We start from the raw sequence: 15,819 nt of genomic DNA on the forward strand, positions 1-15,819 counted from the left end.
CTTATTGCAACATTTAAGATTGATCCTACATCACTAAACACTAGTATCTGCTATGTTGCGGCTGCGACACGATTTATCAACATATTATAACAATACGGAAACCTCCCTATGACCTGGACCCAAACATACACGCCACTCGGTAGCTTGTGGCTAACCGCAATGGTTGCTTTACTGCCTATTGTGTTTTTCTTCCTAGCCTTAACTGTGTTAAAACTTAAAGGCTATATCGCTGGGGCATTAACCTTATTAATTGCCTTAGCAGTCGCGATACTCGCCTACAAAATGCCTATTAGTATCGCGCTTGCTTCTGCTATATATGGTTTTAGTTATGGGCTATGGCCAATTGCTTGGATTATTATTACCGCAGTATTTTTATATAAAATCACCGTTAAAACAGGTCAATTTGAGGTTATTCGCTCGTCAGTCATCTCAGTCACGGAAGATCAACGATTACAAATGCTATTGGTTGGCTTTTCATTTGGAGCCTTCCTCGAAGGTGCTGCGGGTTTTGGTGCACCTGTTGCTATTACAGCTGCGTTACTTGTCGGGCTTGGATTCAATCCATTGTATGCAGCAGGACTTTGTTTAATCGCAAACACGGCCCCCGTCGCCTTTGGAGCTATGGGTATCCCAATTATCGTAGCAGGTCAGGTTTCATCACTAGACCCATTCCATATTGGACAACTCGCTGGCCGTCAGTTGCCAATTTTATCGATTATTGTCCCCTTCTGGCTCATCGCAATGATGGATGGCATCAGGGGAATACGTCAAACTTGGCCCGCAACATTAGTAGCAGGCGTTTCATTTGCGATTACCCAATTTTTAACCTCAAACTTTATCGGCCCCGAATTACCCGATATTACTTCAGCGTTAGTCAGTCTAATTTGTTTAACGTTATTTTTAAAAGTCTGGCAACCAAAAGAAATATTCACTTTCTCAGGCATGAAACAAAGAGTTACTACCCCTAAATCTACTTTTTCTAATAGCCAGATATTTAAAGCATGGTCTCCCTTTATTATTCTCACAGCGATTGTAACCCTGTGGAGTCTTAAAGATGTACAACTGGCATTAAGTTTTGCCACTATCAGTATTGAAGTACCTTACTTACATAATCTCGTTATCAAAAGTGCACCTATTGTCGCTAAGGAAACCCCTTATGCAGCAATATATAAACTTAATTTATTAGGCGCTGTTGGAACAGCCATTTTAATCGCAGCAATGATCTCAATTGTGGTCCTTAAAATGTCAGTAAGTAATGCACTGAAATCCTTTAAAGACACTTTAATTGAATTAAAATTCCCGATATTGTCGATTGGATTAGTATTAGCATTTGCCTTTGTCGCAAACTATTCAGGTCTATCTTCAACCTTAGCACTCGTGCTCGCAGGCACTGGCGTAGCATTCCCCTTCTTTTCGCCATTCTTAGGTTGGTTAGGTGTGTTTTTAACAGGTTCAGACACCTCATCAAATGCCCTATTTGGTGCGCTGCAAGCCAATACAGCAAACCAAATAGGTGTAACACCGGAGTTATTAGTCGCCGCAAACACTACGGGAGGAGTAACGGGCAAAATGATTTCGCCACAATCTATTGCCGTTGCTTGCGCTGCAACGGGATTGGCGGGTAAAGAATCAGATCTTTTCCGCTTTACGCTAAAGCACAGTCTATTTTTCTGTACTTTCATTGGTGTGATCACAGTACTCCAAGCATACGTAGTCCCTTGGACATTAGTGTTTTTCACTAAATAAAACGATATCTAAGATATATTAAAAGCCGAGTGATAAACCACTCGGCTTTTTAGATTGGAATGGATATAAAACTCACTCTGCGATGAAGTTAAAATGGGTTCAATTAAGCAAAGTAGCAAGGCAGCTTTATTAATCCCAGTGAAGTCAAACAATCAAAGTCCAGCTTGTCATTCTTGTCGTAGATAAATACCAGGTACATTGATGACAAATGCAACTTAAGCCAGCAATTTCGCCTTATCCTTACCTAATACGCCTTTTAGCACTAAAGAGTTAAAGTGCAATGGTTCCAGCTGCGGCCATTAGTCACTTGCAGTATCAATGAGATCCATTCGGATAGAGATCTAAATACTGGCTCGATAGCATTAATCAACACTGCAAGCTCCTAATCGTTTATCTCATGGCTAAACAATCACTTGATGATAGGTTTCCACATGGTATGACTCGACTAATTCGGGCATCACTTGGTGGAAATAGTGTTGAATTGCATCTTTAGCGCAGTGCTCATCAAAGGCGGCAATATCGACAAACTTCTCTACAAACGTCACGCGACGTGGTTCATCACGGCTCACATTGAGTTCGTAACGAATACAACCCGCTTCACGGCGCGTATCAGGAATAAGGCTCGCGAGCGCAGAGATTAGCGCTTCGGTTTTGCCCTCTTTAGCCAGAAAACTCGCCACGCAGGCAATTTGTTGTTGATTGATTCTATAGTCCGTTGAAGTCGACATCTCAGTTCCTTATTGGCTTAATATTGAATGTTTATGTGCCAAGATTTTGTTGATCGTTTATGTTGATAATTGATGTAGATAACTCATATTGATAGCCGCTTATGCTGATTGGTAGCGCATATCTAAATGGGGAATACCATCTTCTAAGTACATCTCAGAGCAGGCGACAAAGCCGAGTTTTTGATAGAAAGCTTTGAGGTAATCTTGAGCCCCGATTTGGATCCCCGCGTCGGGCCATGTCGTCAGTGCAGATTCGATGGCGTGCTGCATTAAAGGCATGGCTAGCCCTTTGCCTCGACCCGCTGGCGATACCACCACACGGCCGATACTCGCCTCTGGATAACTCAACCCCGGCGGTAAAATACGCGCGTAGGCAAGCAGTTCCCCGTCTGACGATAAGCCGAATAAATGCTGGGTTTCTGGGTGCCTATCCTTATCGTCAAGCTCTGGATACGCACAGGACTGCTCTACCACAAACACATCGACTCTTAGCTTCAATATGTCGTATAGCCTATTGGCATTTAATTGATTAAATGTAAGATTTTGCCACTGCAAACGATATCCCTCTGCAAATCATCGAAAAAGAGCTTTGAGTCTACCACAGCATAAAGACCATAAAAAAGCGCCTTAATCCGTGAGGACTAAGGCGCAAAACTGTTGCGCAAACCAATAGATCTGGGGAAATCTATGGCAACAACAGGATAACGAAAAACGTTATTACTCAACCATGGCATCGTGGGCCACAGGCCCTGTCGGTTTACGGATCAGCAGCACAGCGAATACGGCGATGAGTAGCAGAGCGCCCATGATGTAAAACACATCGTTATAGGCCTGAATATAAGCTTGCTGACTCATGGTTTTGCCCAGTAAAGCTTTCGCCTGCGCGGCGGCGGTATAGGGATCAGAACCTCCCGCCTGCAACATGCTTGCGCTTTGGGTTAAATAATCCTGTGCTTGTGTGCTCACTGCGGGTAAAGATTCCTTAATATGAGCCAAATGCCCGCGCGACAAAGTGTCAGTCAGGGTCGCCACCAGCGCGATACCAAAAGCACCACCTAAGTTACGCATCACGTTTAATACCGTCGATGCCGAGGCATTTTCATGGGGTTTTAAATGCATGGTCGCAAGCATTCCAATTGGCACCAGAATAAAAGGCTGACCTAATGCCCGCACTACTTGCGAGGCGATCATCTGCGGTCCGGCATAATCTGCGGTCATCTGGCTATTCATGTAATAGCTAATGGCGAACATTAAAAAGCCAAAGGCAGCGAGATAACGACTATCGAAGCGCTCCATCAATTTCGGCACTAAGGGCAAGACCAATAGCTGCGGAAATCCCATCCACATAATCACGCCACCAATCTCTAACGGTGTGTAATCATGGACTTGTGATAGATAAAGCGGGATCAAGTAAATAGCGCCGAATAGTGCCATCCCCAGTAAAAAATACGCCACGGTGGAGAGCACAAAATCACGCTTACCGAGCAGGCGCAAATTCACTAACGGCTCTTTACGCCTTAACTGGATCCAAACAAACAACACCAGATTCACGACGGCAATAATGGCCAGATTACGAATGAGTTCTGAACCAAACCAGTCCTTGCGGTTACCTTCTTCGAGCACCACTTCAAGGCAACCCATCCCCAGCGCCATAGTGACTATGCCCGCCAGATCGACATTCTTCAGCTTATCCCAAACGACCGACTGCTTCTCTAAACCGTAGGCCAACATGGCCATCACCAACAAACCCGGTGGCACATTGATATAAAACAGATAATGCCAGCTAAATTGCTCGGTCAACCAACCGCCTAAGGTCGGGCCGATTGAAGGCGCAAAAGTCGCCGTCACGCCAAATAACGCCATGCCGACGGCACGTTTGTTATCGGGTAAAAACTCAAGAATAAGCCTAAAGGCTAACGGAATAAGCGCACCACCAAAAAAGCCCTGTAGCGCCCGAAAGGCGATCATGGCCTCTAAGTTCCACGCGATTGAGCAAAGCACAGAAGCAAAGATAAAAGCAGCCGTGGTCCATAACAGATAACGCCTGACCGACAATCCTGTGCTGAGCCAGCCAGAGAGCGGGATCGCGATCATCTCAGCAACCAGATACGCGGTTGAAATCCAGCTGCCTTCTTCGAGCGTTGCCCCAAGGCTGCCTTGAATCTCCTTCATCGATGCGTTGGTGATTTGAATATCGAGGATCGCCATAAAGGCGCCGATCAAACCACCAAATACCGCAATCCATGAACGGCGACTGCCACGCTCATAATCGGTAGGCTTTCTAGGTACACTGATGCCCTGCGCCTCCATATCGGCAGACGCAGTGATAGAGCCAGTTGCGCTCATACTAACGACCTGTATTTGCAGCGATTGCCGATGTTGATGACTCAGATGCCGTATCCACTTTTACGACTGCACTTAAGCCCGGTAGCATGTGTGCTTCTTCCTCAGTTAAATCTAAGCGAATACGCACGGGAATACGCTGCACGATTTTAGTGAAGTTACCTGTGGCGTTTTCCGCCGGCAGTAGACTGAATTTGGCTCCGGACGCCGGTGACAGACTATCGATAACACCTATAAAGGTTTTGTCGGGAAACGCATCGAGACTGACCTGCACCGACTGTCCTGGTTGCATATGTTGGATCTGGGTCTCTTTAAAGTTCGCCGTGATCCACACTGCCCCATCCGGAACCAAACTGTAGAGTGCTTGGCCGGGCTGCACGTACTGCCCCACCATAGCGCCACGTTTACCAATCACCCCAGAAAAAGGTGCGGTCACGCGGGTATCATTTAATTGAATTTTCGCCAGTTCTAAAGTCGCATCGGCCTGCTCTACTACTGAACCCGCCTGATCTAATTGGGCATTAAAAACCGCTAACTCACGTTGCTTTGCCACTAACACGGCTTGAGCTTCATCGAGACGGGCGGCGGCAGAATCAAATCCGGCCTGTAGTTGGTCGACATCATCTTGGGAGCTGTAATTACTGACTTTAAGCTTTTTCGAACGGCTCAATTGTTGTTGTGCCCGTATTTTATCGGCCTTTGCCGCCACCACGCCTGCGTTGGCTTGAGTGATTAACGCCCGTTGCAACTCCACCTTTGCGGCTAAGGTTTGCAAGTCCGCCTTCGCACTCGCCTGTGAGGCTTCGGCTTGACTCACTTTGGCACTAAACTGGTTATCTTCTAGCTGAGCTAATAACTCACCCTTTTGCACATGCTGGTTATCGGTTACATCGCTTAACACAACGTAGCCAGGCACTTTCACGCTGATATGGGAAATATCGGCCTCAACATAAGCGTTATCAGTGGTTTCGATAAAACGTACCTGTGTCCACCAGTAATAACCGCCTCCCGCAACTGCAGCGAGTAACAGTGGAACGGCGATAATGAGTTTACTTTTGGACATGAATGACTCCTTGATTAGTGATATCTAGTGTACTACTGTCTCACTAAGTTTATTAGTCAGTAAAAAATTAACCCACTGTTTCACAGGTGTAACAATGATGGATCTCAATCGCGTGCAAATTTTCGCTCAAGTGGTCGAGCAAGGCAGCTTTACGGGTGCCGCCAAAGCCCTTGGGCTCACTAAGGCAACCGTCAGTCGCAAGATAGCCGAGCTCGAAGCCGATACCGGCACACAACTGCTGTTTCGCACCACCAGAGCCCTAAAACTCACCGAAGCAGGATCGAGTTATTACAACAGGATCAATAAGATCCTCACCGATCTGCAGAGCGCTGAAAATCAGCTCAGCGCCCAACAGCAATTGATTAAAGGCAATCTAAAAATTGTCTGCCCAATTGAATTAGGCCAATTGTTTTTAGGGCCTATTTTCGCGCAGTTTTTAACGCTTTATCCCGAAATCACCATAGAGGCTGAACTCACCAACCGTAAGGTCGATGTAATAGAAGAAGGCATCGATCTGTTATTTCAAATTGCCGATTCGGGTGACACTCGCCTGCAAAGCTATGCCTTAGTCAACGCCCATAAATCGCTCATGGCAAGCCCAGCTTATTTAGCTGCCCATGGAACGCCCAAGGTGCCACAGGACTTAGCCAAACATAAAGCGATTCGCTTGCAGTCGGCGCATATCGAAGGTGCGTGGAAATTATTCGATGGTAAAACTTGGATTGTCGCCGAGCCCAAGACTCAACTGACGGTAAACAATGTCACCCTCGCTCGCGAGGCCGCCATTGCGGGGCTTGGGATCACAGCGGTGCCGTCCATCATAGCCCAAGTCGCATTAGAAAAGGGCGATTTAATCCCGCTACTAGATGACTATCCAATGGTGCAAACTAAGGTAGTGCTTAGCTATCCACAGCGGGCGTATCTACCGCGAAAATACCGCGTCTTTATCGAATTCATCTATAGCTCCCTATTTAAACGTTGGGGATCGCAAGTCTTAGAAGTCCCTGATTTTATCGGCCATGCCGATCTAGATGAATAAATCGAATACCCCAAACAGTAACAATTGTTACTTTGTAAAGTGTAAATCATTGCCTTGAGGATAAATCCTCTATGTCAGAATTGCCTTAATCCATAAGCCCCTATAAGCTTGGCAAGGTAACAGGCTGCAAAAGACCTTAGGTTTTCCTGATACAGTTTGCACAATAAAATTTAACATTTAATCTCAATTTTGGAGGAAACCTAATGAGCTTAATTAAAGAGTTCAAGGCTTTTGCGTCCCGTGGCAATGTGATCGACATGGCCGTTGGTATTATCATAGGTGCCGCATTCGGCAAAATCGTCTCGTCCTTCGTGGCCGATGTCATCATGCCACCAATTGGCATCATCCTAGGCGGCGTGAATTTTAGTGATTTGAGCATAGTGCTACAGGCAGCTCAAGGCGATGCGCCTTCTGTGGTCATTGCCTATGGCAAATTCATTCAGACTATTATCGACTTTACGATTATCGCCTTCGCCATTTTTATGGGTTTAAAAGCCATTAACACCCTAAAACGCAAGGAAGAAGATGCGCCTAAAGCGCCACCAGCACCGACCAAAGAAGAAGAGTTGCTGTCTGAAATCCGCGATCTATTGAAAGCTCAACAAGAAAAATAATCTCAAACTTGAGTGTCACGCATAAAAAACCCATCTCTAGAGATGGGTTTTGTTTTTTACATCAGCGAGATAAGTGATTACTCAGCTTCAACATGCACAGTTTCACTGTAATCTTGCACTACTTCTGCCACCCGAATGCGATAAGAGTTAAACAAACAGGGCACTATACCCGTTTGCTCAGCAATGCTGTGGGCCATCTGATTACGCCATTGGGTGATGGAAGCTTGGTCCTCCCAGAACGACAGGCTCAGTACTTTGCCATCGTCGGTTAGGCTCTGAAAACGTTCGATCGAAATCAATCCCTTGCGGCCTTCTAAATATTGGCGCATTTCAGCCGCCACGTGCAGATACTCTTCCTTCCCTTCCTTTGTCGGGATGACTTCAAAAATTACCGCAATCATAATGTTCTCCAGAAATGAATGTCCTTAATGTCGACTCTAAGACTAGCCCATCTATCACTCTTTAGCTCACTGATTTTTAGAGTTTTAGTCAATGTGATAACCCTGTCTACAACGAAGGCAATAACCCGAAACATAACAAGTTATTGCCCACGATGACGGCTTACTTGTGATTAACCGAGCTCATCAATGCGCTTATCGCCGCGATATAACCAGCGATACAAGGTCGGCAAGACGAGTAAGGTCAGCGCCGTCGAGCTAAACAAGCCACCGATAATCACCACTGCCAAGGGCTTTTGGATCTCACTGCCGACACCCGATGACAATAAAATCGGGATCAAACCTAAGGCCGAGGTCAGTGCCGTCATCAATACCGGCCGTAAACGCCCAACCGTGCCCTCATAAACACAATCATAGAGTGCTTCGCCGCTTTGCCTGCGCTGATTAATCGAATCCACCAGCACCACACCGTTGAGCACCGCTACCCCAAATAGAGTGATAAAGCCAATAGAGCTAGGCACAGATAAATAAGTGCCACTGACATACAGGGCCACTATGCCGCCAATCAAAGCTAAGGGCACGTTCGCCATGATGAGCAACACTTGCTTGAATGAACCAAAGGAGAAGTACAACAACAAGGCAATCAAGGCGATAGAAATCGGCACCACTAGCATCAACTTTTGCTGCGCTCGCTGCTGATTCTCATACTGGCCGCCAATGATCACTGTATATCCCGCTGGCAAATCCGCCTTTGGCACTAGGGCATAAATATCTTTTACAACCGAGCCCATATCGCGCCCCGCCACGTTGGCCTGCACCACAACACGGCGCTGCACATCGTCACGGCGAATATTCGGCGGCGCCATTTCCACTTCGACGCTGGCGACTTCCCCTAAGCGCACTGTGGCGCCATTTGTACCACTGAGTAATAAGTCTTTAATCGCATCAGGGCTTTGGCGAAACTCGGCCGCGAGTCGCACATTGATGTCGTATCTGGCATTGCCATCGATCACTTGCCCTGCACTCGCGCCGCCAATACCTTGGCTGACGAGGCTCATCACTTGATCGACACTGATGCCGTAACGCGCCAATAGCTCGCGTTTGGGGCGCACGACTAATTGCGCCTCACCGCTCACTTGCTCAAGCGACACATCCACGGCACCGGGGATTTTCGCGACAAGATCGGTAAGCGCTTGGCCTTTCTGTGACAATACTGCTAAATCTGGGCCGAAGATTTTGATCGCTAACTGGGCTTTTACCCCCGAAAGTAATTCATCTACCCGAGTCGCAATCGGCTGCGAAAAGGTCAACAAGAGTCCAGGGAACACGCTGAGCTTTTCCTCCATCAAGCGTTGCAGTTCCAAACGCGAGCTTGCCGACTGCCACTCTGCTATCGGTTTCAAGCCAATATAGACTTCAATATTACTCACAGGCTCGGGATCGCCGCCCAATTCAGGTGCACCAATGCGGCTCAGGGCATATTCCACCTCGGGAAATGCTAGCAAAATAGCCTCAAGCTTAGGTGCTACTTGAAGCGAAGTACCTAAACTCGCCGTCGGTGCCAGCGTCACCCTCAAGTTAATCGTGCCTTCCTCCAGTTCAGGCACAAATTCGGTACCCAGCCTTGGTAGCAATAATAGACTCAAGCCGAACATCACCAAGGCGCTGAGCATCACCACCTTTGGCCTAGCAAGCGTTGCCGTCAGTAACTTGCGATAAGCGGCATCCAGTGGCGCTAAAATAACACTTTGTTTAAGCATCACACCGCGCTTAAACAGATACACGGCAAGGGCTGGCACGGCGATCAGCGCCACCAGCAGCGCCGACATCATAGCCAAAATAATACTGACCGCCATCGGCTGGAACAGCTTGCCTTCAACGCCTTCGAGTGCAAACAGCGGCGCAAATACGACGATAATAATGGCGGTGGCGAAGAAGATTGGACTACACACCTCTTTTGCCGCGAGCATTATCCGAATAACCATATTCGATTCGCTGACATCACCACTGGCTTTAGCGCCATCCTCCTCACTGTGATAGGGATCGTCCTCACCATCGGCACGCGCCCTCGCCTCAGGTAAATGGCGGCGATCCGGTTGGGTTAAGTGTTTGAAAATATTCTCTACCATCACCACAGAGCCATCGACTAACATACCAATCGCCACTGCTAAGCCGCCGAGCGACATCAGGTTTGCCGACAGACCATAATAGGACATCACCATAAGCGCGAGCCCGATAGACACTGGAATCGACAGCAACACCAACAAGGTCGCACGGATATTGACGAGGAACAACGCCAAGATCACCACGATAAACACAAAGGCCATTAGCAGCGCATCGCGCACTGTGGTCACAGCCTTATCGACCAGATCCGCTTGGTCGTAAAACACCTCAAAGGACACGCCATCGGGCAATGCCTGCTCAATAAGGCTCACCCGCGCACCAATATCGTCAATCGTCGCCTTAGTGTTTGCCCCCATGCGTTTGAGCACGACACCAGCCACCACTTCACCGAGATTTTGCACTTGGCCAGATTCATCGCGGCGCGTCATAGTCACTGCCCCGACACGGATCTCGCTGCCGAAATCCACCTGAGCGATATCGCCAATACGCACTGGCGTACCGCTGGCTTCGGTCAGAGGGATCTGCGCGATCGCCGCCAATCCCGCGTCTCCTGCGGGCAACATGCCATAGCCGCGCACCACAAGTTGCTCTTGGCCTTGGTCCATAAACCAACCGCCAGCGTTGCGGTTATTGCTCTCTAGCGCTTCGGTCACCTGCGCCATAGACAAGCCATAGGCACGCAGTTTATTCGGGTCGACCTGCACTTGGTATTGGCGCACATCGCCACCAAAAGACAAGACTTCTGTCACGCCGCCCACGGGCATCAATATCAACTTCACCAGATAATCATTTAAGCTACGCAGCTCGGCGGCATTAATGCCAGAGTTAGGTTCTGCACGCAGAATATACTGATAAATCTGCCCTAATCCCGAAGTATTCGGGCCGATTTCCGGCACTCCAACGCCGCTTGGGATCATCTCCCGCGCCGCCTGTAACTGTTCAAACACTTGCTGACGGGCGAAGTAAATATCCGTCCCCTCAGCAAATACCACAGTCACAATCGACAAGCCAGTACGCGATAACGAGCGCACCTCAGTCACGGCTGGCAAGGCGTACATGGCCGATTCCACCGGATAACTGATAAGTTTTTCCACCTCTTCTGCAGCTAAGCCTTCGGCCGCAGTATTGATGGTCACTTGCACGTTAGTCACATCAGGAAAGGCATCGAGATTCAACTTTGGTAGCATGGCCACACAGCCCACAATCACGGCGAGCAGAGCCAATACCACTAACAGCCGATTTTTAATCGCGGCTTCGATTAACTTTTGCAACATAGAAAATCTCCAAAATGAGGGCGCTCATATTAGTGGGCGTGAATATCAAAGCCCGCTTTCGCCTGCTCGGATGCCAAGAAGAACGCGCCAGCCACCACAACCTTGAGCTGTGCCTGTTGGGCTTTTTCAAGCTCAGGTCCACGCACTAGACTCAGGCCACGTTGACGCTGCACCACTTCTACCTCAATGGACTCGAAGCCATCCTCATCTTGAATAAAAATCTGCCAATCGCCATCGCCGCCACGGGTCAACGCTGCATCGGGCAGCACTATGCCACTGCTGTTTGGATCGGTAGTAGAGCCAGCAAAGTACAATTCAGCAAATTGCCCCGCATGCAACACATGATCAGGATTGGGCATACTCACCAGCACTTGCTCGGTGCGCGTTACGCTGTCGAGTTCATGGGAGCGACCTATGATCTTGCCCGCCAACGTCTTATCCCCTACTTGCACTAAAGCTGAACTGCCAACCTGGATATGCGTAGTTTGAGTTGGGGTTAACTGCGCCTCAACCCATAAATAGGATTCATCGGTCAGTTGCATTAAGGGCGTGCCCGCGCTAAACACTTGACCTAGCATGGCGATATCCTGCTGCACTCGGCCGTCAATTGGCGCTAAGAGTTGATAACTGCCTATGGCTTCGGGTGCCGATTCCAGTGCACGAATTTGCGCAGGCGTCATCTTAATTGCCTCTAAAATCGCCCGTTTAAGTTCGGCATCCACCTGCGCCTGCATCCGCCGACTGACGCTAACCGCACCTTCACTCATGCGTTTGACTCGGCTCCATTCGGCAGCGGCATTAATGTAGTCCGCCTGTGCCTGCGCAACGGCTGCGCCACCCAAGGTAAGTAAAGGCTCACCTTTTTTCACTTCTTGTCCCGGCACCACATGGCGCGCCAACACACGCACATCGAGCTGCGGCGCAAGGGTCGCGGTTCGATCGCGATCCACCACTAAGGTCGCCGTCGCCCTAATATCGAGATTCAAATTGGCTAGGTTCAAGCTATCGCTCGACAAAGGTAACAAGCTAATCCCCGCCAAAGCTTGCTGCGCTTCGGTCAATTTCAACGCCTGTTCGCCGTGTTCATCCGTCGGCGCCGTTTGCGTTACCGAATCGCCGCTTTCCTTAACGACGGGTGCGTGATCACCGCCAGCCAATACAGGCTGAGCGAGAAATGCCAGCGTGCTCAGCACGAATAATGCGAGCGCGATGTTTGATAGGTTAAACCGACGTTTTTCAGACGTCGTTACAGCATCCAGTTGAAGGACATTTTCGGGGTGAGTATGTGAATTCATTATTGTGACCTCATGGGTTTACTGTACGTGCGGCGGCATTAGATGTTATCGAAGGGGCTGCATTTAGCTTTTCGATAAAAGGCATAAGCTGGCCGCTTTCGCCCATCCACGTTAACCAGCTCTGATAGATAGCCGTTTCTAGGTTTAAGCCCACCAAATAACTGGCGGCTAACTGCCGACGACTCTGTAAGTACTCGCTGGTACTCACATCCCCCGCCTGCCATTGTTGGCTTAAGGATTTAGCCGCTTTAGCACCTGACACTTGCACTAACTCGCGCCAGTCTTGGTAACGCTCAAGCAAACGCGGTAACGCATAGAGGAATTGTTTCTGCTTGGCGGTAAGTACTCGCTCACGGGCAAGATAGCCTTGCTCGGCGATCGCGATTCCCTTATCGGCTACGGCCTGTAACTCACTGTAGTTATTGCGAACTTGTAGAGAAATCGACACACCAACCCCAAGTTTATTGTCCGTACCTTCCTTTTCGGCGGCTAGACTAATGGTCGGGTCTGCTGACGTATCGGCCTTGACTTGCATGGCATTGACTCGCGCCAGCAGCACTTGCTGATAGGCACTAGCCAGAGCCGGCAAAGTGGATGTTAAGGTGCTCAACTCGGCTGCTGGCGCTTGCTTAGCCTGAGCCACAAAGACATGGATCTCCTTAATAAACTCGCTAAAAGCAAAATTATTATTTCCAAGTAACTCAATCACTTTGCCGTCGGCCACTAAGGCCGCCTGCTCAGCTAAGGCGTAATCGGCGGTGTTAGTTGCTAACTCGAGTTGCATCAATTGCAGCTCAACGTTGGATAAATCCCCCGCCGCCAATCGCTGCTCAGCAATATTGAGCTGCGCCTTGGTGAACCTTAATTGCTGCTCGGCAAAGGTCAGCGCCTTACGGCTTTGCGCCTGTTCTGCCAAGGCCAGTAAGCGTTCGGCCAACATTTGGCTACGCTCTAACCCTATGTCTGCTAAAAGGATTTGCGCTTCAAGCTCGGCACGCTGTGTCGCCACACCGCGCTTGTCGCCCCAATCGAGGGTTTGGCTCAGCCCTAAGCTGTAGGCATCTGTATCAGCATTTTGATAATTAAGCCCAAGTTCTGGGTTATACACAGCGCGATCTGCCGCCTGAATGGCCAGTTTGGCCTGTTGCTGCCTTACAAGTTGCGCCTGAACTTCAGGTAACTGATTGAACTGTGTGAGTAACTCAGGCAACCATTGGCCAAAGTTGACATGTGCCGTGTCGGTTTCTTTGGCGGGTAAGCCCAGTGATTGCGCCTTAAATGCCTCAACTTCAGAGGCATTGATGTCAGGGGCATTAGCTTCAGAGGCTTTGGCTTCAAGGACCTTGACTTCAAGGACATTGACTTCAAGAGAGTCATTTTCTGCCGCGAGGGCAAAGGCTAGCAATCCGGCAGCCAATACTAACCCGCAGCTAAACAAGCCCGATCTAAACAGACAAACTAAAGTACGGGCGAGAATCGTTTTTTTCATCGCAAATCCTAACAATATCGAATGTGGATCGGCTGACTTTTGCGCCCAAGCGAAACGGCTAGATGTGAGCTTCATTTAAATAGCTCAATGCAAAGCAATCATATCGTTCTGGGCATGGCAAATAAGCGCCGATCGAATCATCCCGCCAAGCAATACAGTAACGGCTCAAAAGCCAATGACGGCTCCAACAGTTAACGCTGCGAGCATCAGTTCAAGCGTATCTTTTGGGAGATGAACATAACGGGCTTATCACGCGGCAAAATAGAATGAGATCCAATCAGATGAATCAATCGTCCTAGGCCGAGAAATAAGCCGAATATTGGAGAATTAAGCGATAGGAGGTCGGTATTTAGGTAAATTTTCAGGCGGGAAATAGGATACATCGGTAGGCAGATAGACGCTTTCTAACGCCTGTACAGGCTGACTCACTGCCTGAGATAACAGCGCCACATGACCGCCATGGCATTGGCAGTCGAGGCATAGGTCAAAATCTTGTATTTCAGTGGTTTTGACTAAGTGGGAATGAAATCCGTTGCTTTGGTTTTCACCCGCGTGATTACTGGTGACACCCGTGGAGTCCGCAAAGCCTAGGGCTTGCTCACTTGGGCAAACGCAATCGACACATTGGGCCAAAGTGGTCACTTGAGCACTAAATTGCAGATGGGGATGATTCTCAGCTTCTTCCGCACCATTGCCCGCATGTAACTGATGCGCACCCAAATTCGCGCCGGCAAATTGCAGCACGATAATGGCTATCAGTAGGGTCACCATTCGAGTAAAAAATGGCTTAGCGGTAGAATTCAAATATCACCTATAGCAAATAACGGATAACGGATAACGGATAACGGATAACGGAACATCTGACCCGTATGATAAACATAAGTTCACAGCTCGCAAGCAAAGTCTTTCAAGCTGTGATCTCTAAAGGCTAACGCTGACTTAAACACCCTGTGCTTATTTAAACACGCAACACTTATTTAAATACACAGTGCTTAGCGTAATCAGCGGCTTCGTTAGCAGTCCAATCGCCAGACGGCTTATTTTTCATCTGTTTACACCAAGCATCACTGCCCACTTCTGGCGCGCAGGCACTCAGTCCAGCGGTAAATGCCAAGACTAACGCAATCGCACTGACCTTAGAAACTGCCAGTGAAGAAAAAGAGCCCGATTTCAATAATGACATACTTAATTCCTTGTAAATATGGCCTAAATTAGACCATTAAATATTCGAACGCTTAGTGATCCAAGCAATCGCTTTGGCTTTCTGTTCGAGTGGAAACCAAGCCACTTCGCCCTGCATAAATGGCCCGAGTAAGCGCACCGCATTTCCTACCCAATCAGGGCCACCCACAAATACTAAGGCTTCAAAATTCGGTAACTGGACTTCACCACTACCGGTCAGCGACTCAAATTCCCAGCCTTCGAGTAACACATCCGCCTCAATATACAGGCAAACTTGGCCCCAATCCTTACGATAACTCTTAATCGCAGGCTGTAAACGGGTCCGATAATCGGTGGAGGATAGTCGGCCACTGGCAAAAAGACTGATAACACCCTTAGCAATATCGGGGATTTGGCATAACATAGAGGCACTCCGAATCGAGAACACTTTTGCAGGCAATGGCTTTAGCCAATGCAGCGGCAAAGAATGCGCCCGATGATAACAAATCTATTGGAAAGCCATAAGTCATTATTGATGGCTTCTC

The 15,819-nt window shown here is 48.5% G+C and carries 14 protein-coding genes and 1 pseudogene; 3 read left to right on the plus strand and 12 right to left on the minus strand.

From position 1 onward, the window contains the following. Positions 1-108: 108 nt before the first annotated feature. Positions 109-1,746: a lactate permease LctP family transporter gene (locus GWI56_RS01980; RefSeq protein ID WP_198571980.1), complete on the plus strand. Its 1,638-nt coding sequence runs from the start codon at positions 109-111 to the stop codon at positions 1,744-1,746. 274 nt (positions 1,747-2,020) lie between these two features. Here the strand turns inward: GWI56_RS01980 and GWI56_RS21670 are convergent. The 5 genes and pseudogenes from GWI56_RS21670 to GWI56_RS02000 all read right to left on the minus strand — a co-directional run. Next, positions 2,021-2,119 (minus strand): annotated as a pseudogene (locus GWI56_RS21670) (radical SAM protein); the annotation flags it as partial. Positions 2,120-2,147: 28 nt separating this feature from the next. Next, a complete protein-coding gene (locus GWI56_RS01985; RefSeq protein WP_105250324.1) occupies positions 2,148-2,474 on the minus strand; it encodes a putative quinol monooxygenase in 327 nt (108 codons plus the stop codon). A gap of 99 nt (positions 2,475-2,573) precedes the next feature. Then, positions 2,574-3,029, minus strand: a complete 456-nt coding sequence (locus tag GWI56_RS01990) for a GNAT family N-acetyltransferase (RefSeq protein ID WP_198571981.1) — start codon at positions 3,027-3,029, stop codon at positions 2,574-2,576. 162 nt (positions 3,030-3,191) lie between these two features. Beyond that, the gene (locus GWI56_RS01995) at positions 3,192-4,820 is read right to left on the minus strand and encodes a DHA2 family efflux MFS transporter permease subunit (protein WP_131524254.1); all 1,629 of its coding nucleotides are present in this window, start codon (positions 4,818-4,820) and stop codon (positions 3,192-3,194) included. 1 nt (position 4,821) lies between these two features. After that, on the minus strand, positions 4,822-5,880 hold the full coding sequence (locus GWI56_RS02000; protein ID WP_173496250.1) for an HlyD family secretion protein: 1,059 nt from the start codon (positions 5,878-5,880) through the stop codon (positions 4,822-4,824). Between the two features lie 94 nt (positions 5,881-5,974). Between GWI56_RS02000 and GWI56_RS02005 the strand changes: the two genes are divergently transcribed. After that, positions 5,975-6,919 carry a LysR family transcriptional regulator gene (locus GWI56_RS02005; protein ID WP_173496249.1) on the plus strand — a complete coding sequence of 315 codons (945 nt, stop codon included), beginning with the start codon at positions 5,975-5,977 and terminating at the stop codon, positions 6,917-6,919. Positions 6,920-7,122: 203 nt separating this feature from the next. After that, entirely contained in the window at positions 7,123-7,533 is a 411-nt protein-coding gene (gene mscL / locus GWI56_RS02010) for a large-conductance mechanosensitive channel protein MscL (protein ID WP_105250328.1), read from the plus strand. 77 nt (positions 7,534-7,610) lie between these two features. On the opposite strand, the gene GWI56_RS02015 is transcribed toward mscL, so the two are convergent. The 7 genes from GWI56_RS02015 to GWI56_RS02045 all read right to left on the minus strand — a co-directional run bounded on the left by GWI56_RS02015 (position 7,611) and on the right by GWI56_RS02045 (position 15,698). After that, complete coding sequence (locus tag GWI56_RS02015; protein WP_025008611.1) at positions 7,611-7,934, minus strand: antibiotic biosynthesis monooxygenase; 324 nt, start codon at positions 7,932-7,934, stop codon at positions 7,611-7,613. Positions 7,935-8,104: 170 nt separating this feature from the next. Beyond that, complete coding sequence (locus GWI56_RS02020; protein ID WP_198571982.1) at positions 8,105-11,329, minus strand: efflux RND transporter permease subunit; 3,225 nt, start codon at positions 11,327-11,329, stop codon at positions 8,105-8,107. 29 nt (positions 11,330-11,358) lie between these two features. Further along, a complete protein-coding gene (locus GWI56_RS02025) occupies positions 11,359-12,624 on the minus strand; it encodes an efflux RND transporter periplasmic adaptor subunit (protein WP_198571983.1) in 1,266 nt (421 codons plus the stop codon). Between the two features lie 10 nt (positions 12,625-12,634). After that, on the minus strand, positions 12,635-14,113 hold the full coding sequence (locus tag GWI56_RS02030) for a TolC family protein (protein WP_198572033.1): 1,479 nt from the start codon (positions 14,111-14,113) through the stop codon (positions 12,635-12,637). Positions 14,114-14,440: 327 nt separating this feature from the next. Beyond that, a complete protein-coding gene (locus GWI56_RS02035) occupies positions 14,441-14,884 on the minus strand; it encodes a hypothetical protein (protein ID WP_198572034.1) in 444 nt (147 codons plus the stop codon). Positions 14,885-15,086: 202 nt separating this feature from the next. Next, a complete protein-coding gene (locus tag GWI56_RS02040) occupies positions 15,087-15,296 on the minus strand; it encodes a DUF3012 domain-containing protein (RefSeq protein WP_198571984.1) in 210 nt (69 codons plus the stop codon). 36 nt (positions 15,297-15,332) lie between these two features. Next, positions 15,333-15,698, minus strand: a complete 366-nt coding sequence (locus GWI56_RS02045; RefSeq protein WP_105250333.1) for an STAS/SEC14 domain-containing protein — start codon at positions 15,696-15,698, stop codon at positions 15,333-15,335. Between the last annotated feature and the right edge of the window lie 121 nt (positions 15,699-15,819).

This window comes from Shewanella sp. DW31, from assembly GCF_015767295.1.
GTDB classification, from domain to species: Bacteria; Pseudomonadota; Gammaproteobacteria; order Enterobacterales; family Shewanellaceae; genus Shewanella; species Shewanella oncorhynchi.

Coding starts and splice junctions, on each gene's coding strand:
- GWI56_RS01980 (WP_198571980.1), top strand. CDS start 109: ATGACCTGGACCCAAACATACACGCCACTCGGTAGCTTGTGGCTAACC.
- GWI56_RS01985 (WP_105250324.1), bottom strand. CDS start 2,474: ATGTCGACTTCAACGGACTATAGAATCAATCAACAACAAATTGCCTGC.
- GWI56_RS01995 (WP_131524254.1), bottom strand. CDS start 4,820: ATGAGCGCAACTGGCTCTATCACTGCGTCTGCCGATATGGAGGCGCAG.
- GWI56_RS02000 (WP_173496250.1), bottom strand. CDS start 5,880: ATGTCCAAAAGTAAACTCATTATCGCCGTTCCACTGTTACTCGCTGCA.
- GWI56_RS02005 (WP_173496249.1), top strand. CDS start 5,975: ATGATGGATCTCAATCGCGTGCAAATTTTCGCTCAAGTGGTCGAGCAA.
- mscL (WP_105250328.1), top strand. CDS start 7,123: ATGAGCTTAATTAAAGAGTTCAAGGCTTTTGCGTCCCGTGGCAATGTG.
- GWI56_RS02015 (WP_025008611.1), bottom strand. CDS start 7,934: ATGATTGCGGTAATTTTTGAAGTCATCCCGACAAAGGAAGGGAAGGAA.
- GWI56_RS02020 (WP_198571982.1), bottom strand. CDS start 11,329: ATGTTGCAAAAGTTAATCGAAGCCGCGATTAAAAATCGGCTGTTAGTG.
- GWI56_RS02025 (WP_198571983.1), bottom strand. CDS start 12,624: ATGAATTCACATACTCACCCCGAAAATGTCCTTCAACTGGATGCTGTA.
- GWI56_RS02030 (WP_198572033.1), bottom strand. CDS start 14,113: ATGAAAAAAACGATTCTCGCCCGTACTTTAGTTTGTCTGTTTAGATCG.
- GWI56_RS02035 (WP_198572034.1), bottom strand. CDS start 14,884: ATGGTGACCCTACTGATAGCCATTATCGTGCTGCAATTTGCCGGCGCG.
- GWI56_RS02040 (WP_198571984.1), bottom strand. CDS start 15,296: ATGTCATTATTGAAATCGGGCTCTTTTTCTTCACTGGCAGTTTCTAAG.
- GWI56_RS02045 (WP_105250333.1), bottom strand. CDS start 15,698: ATGTTATGCCAAATCCCCGATATTGCTAAGGGTGTTATCAGTCTTTTT.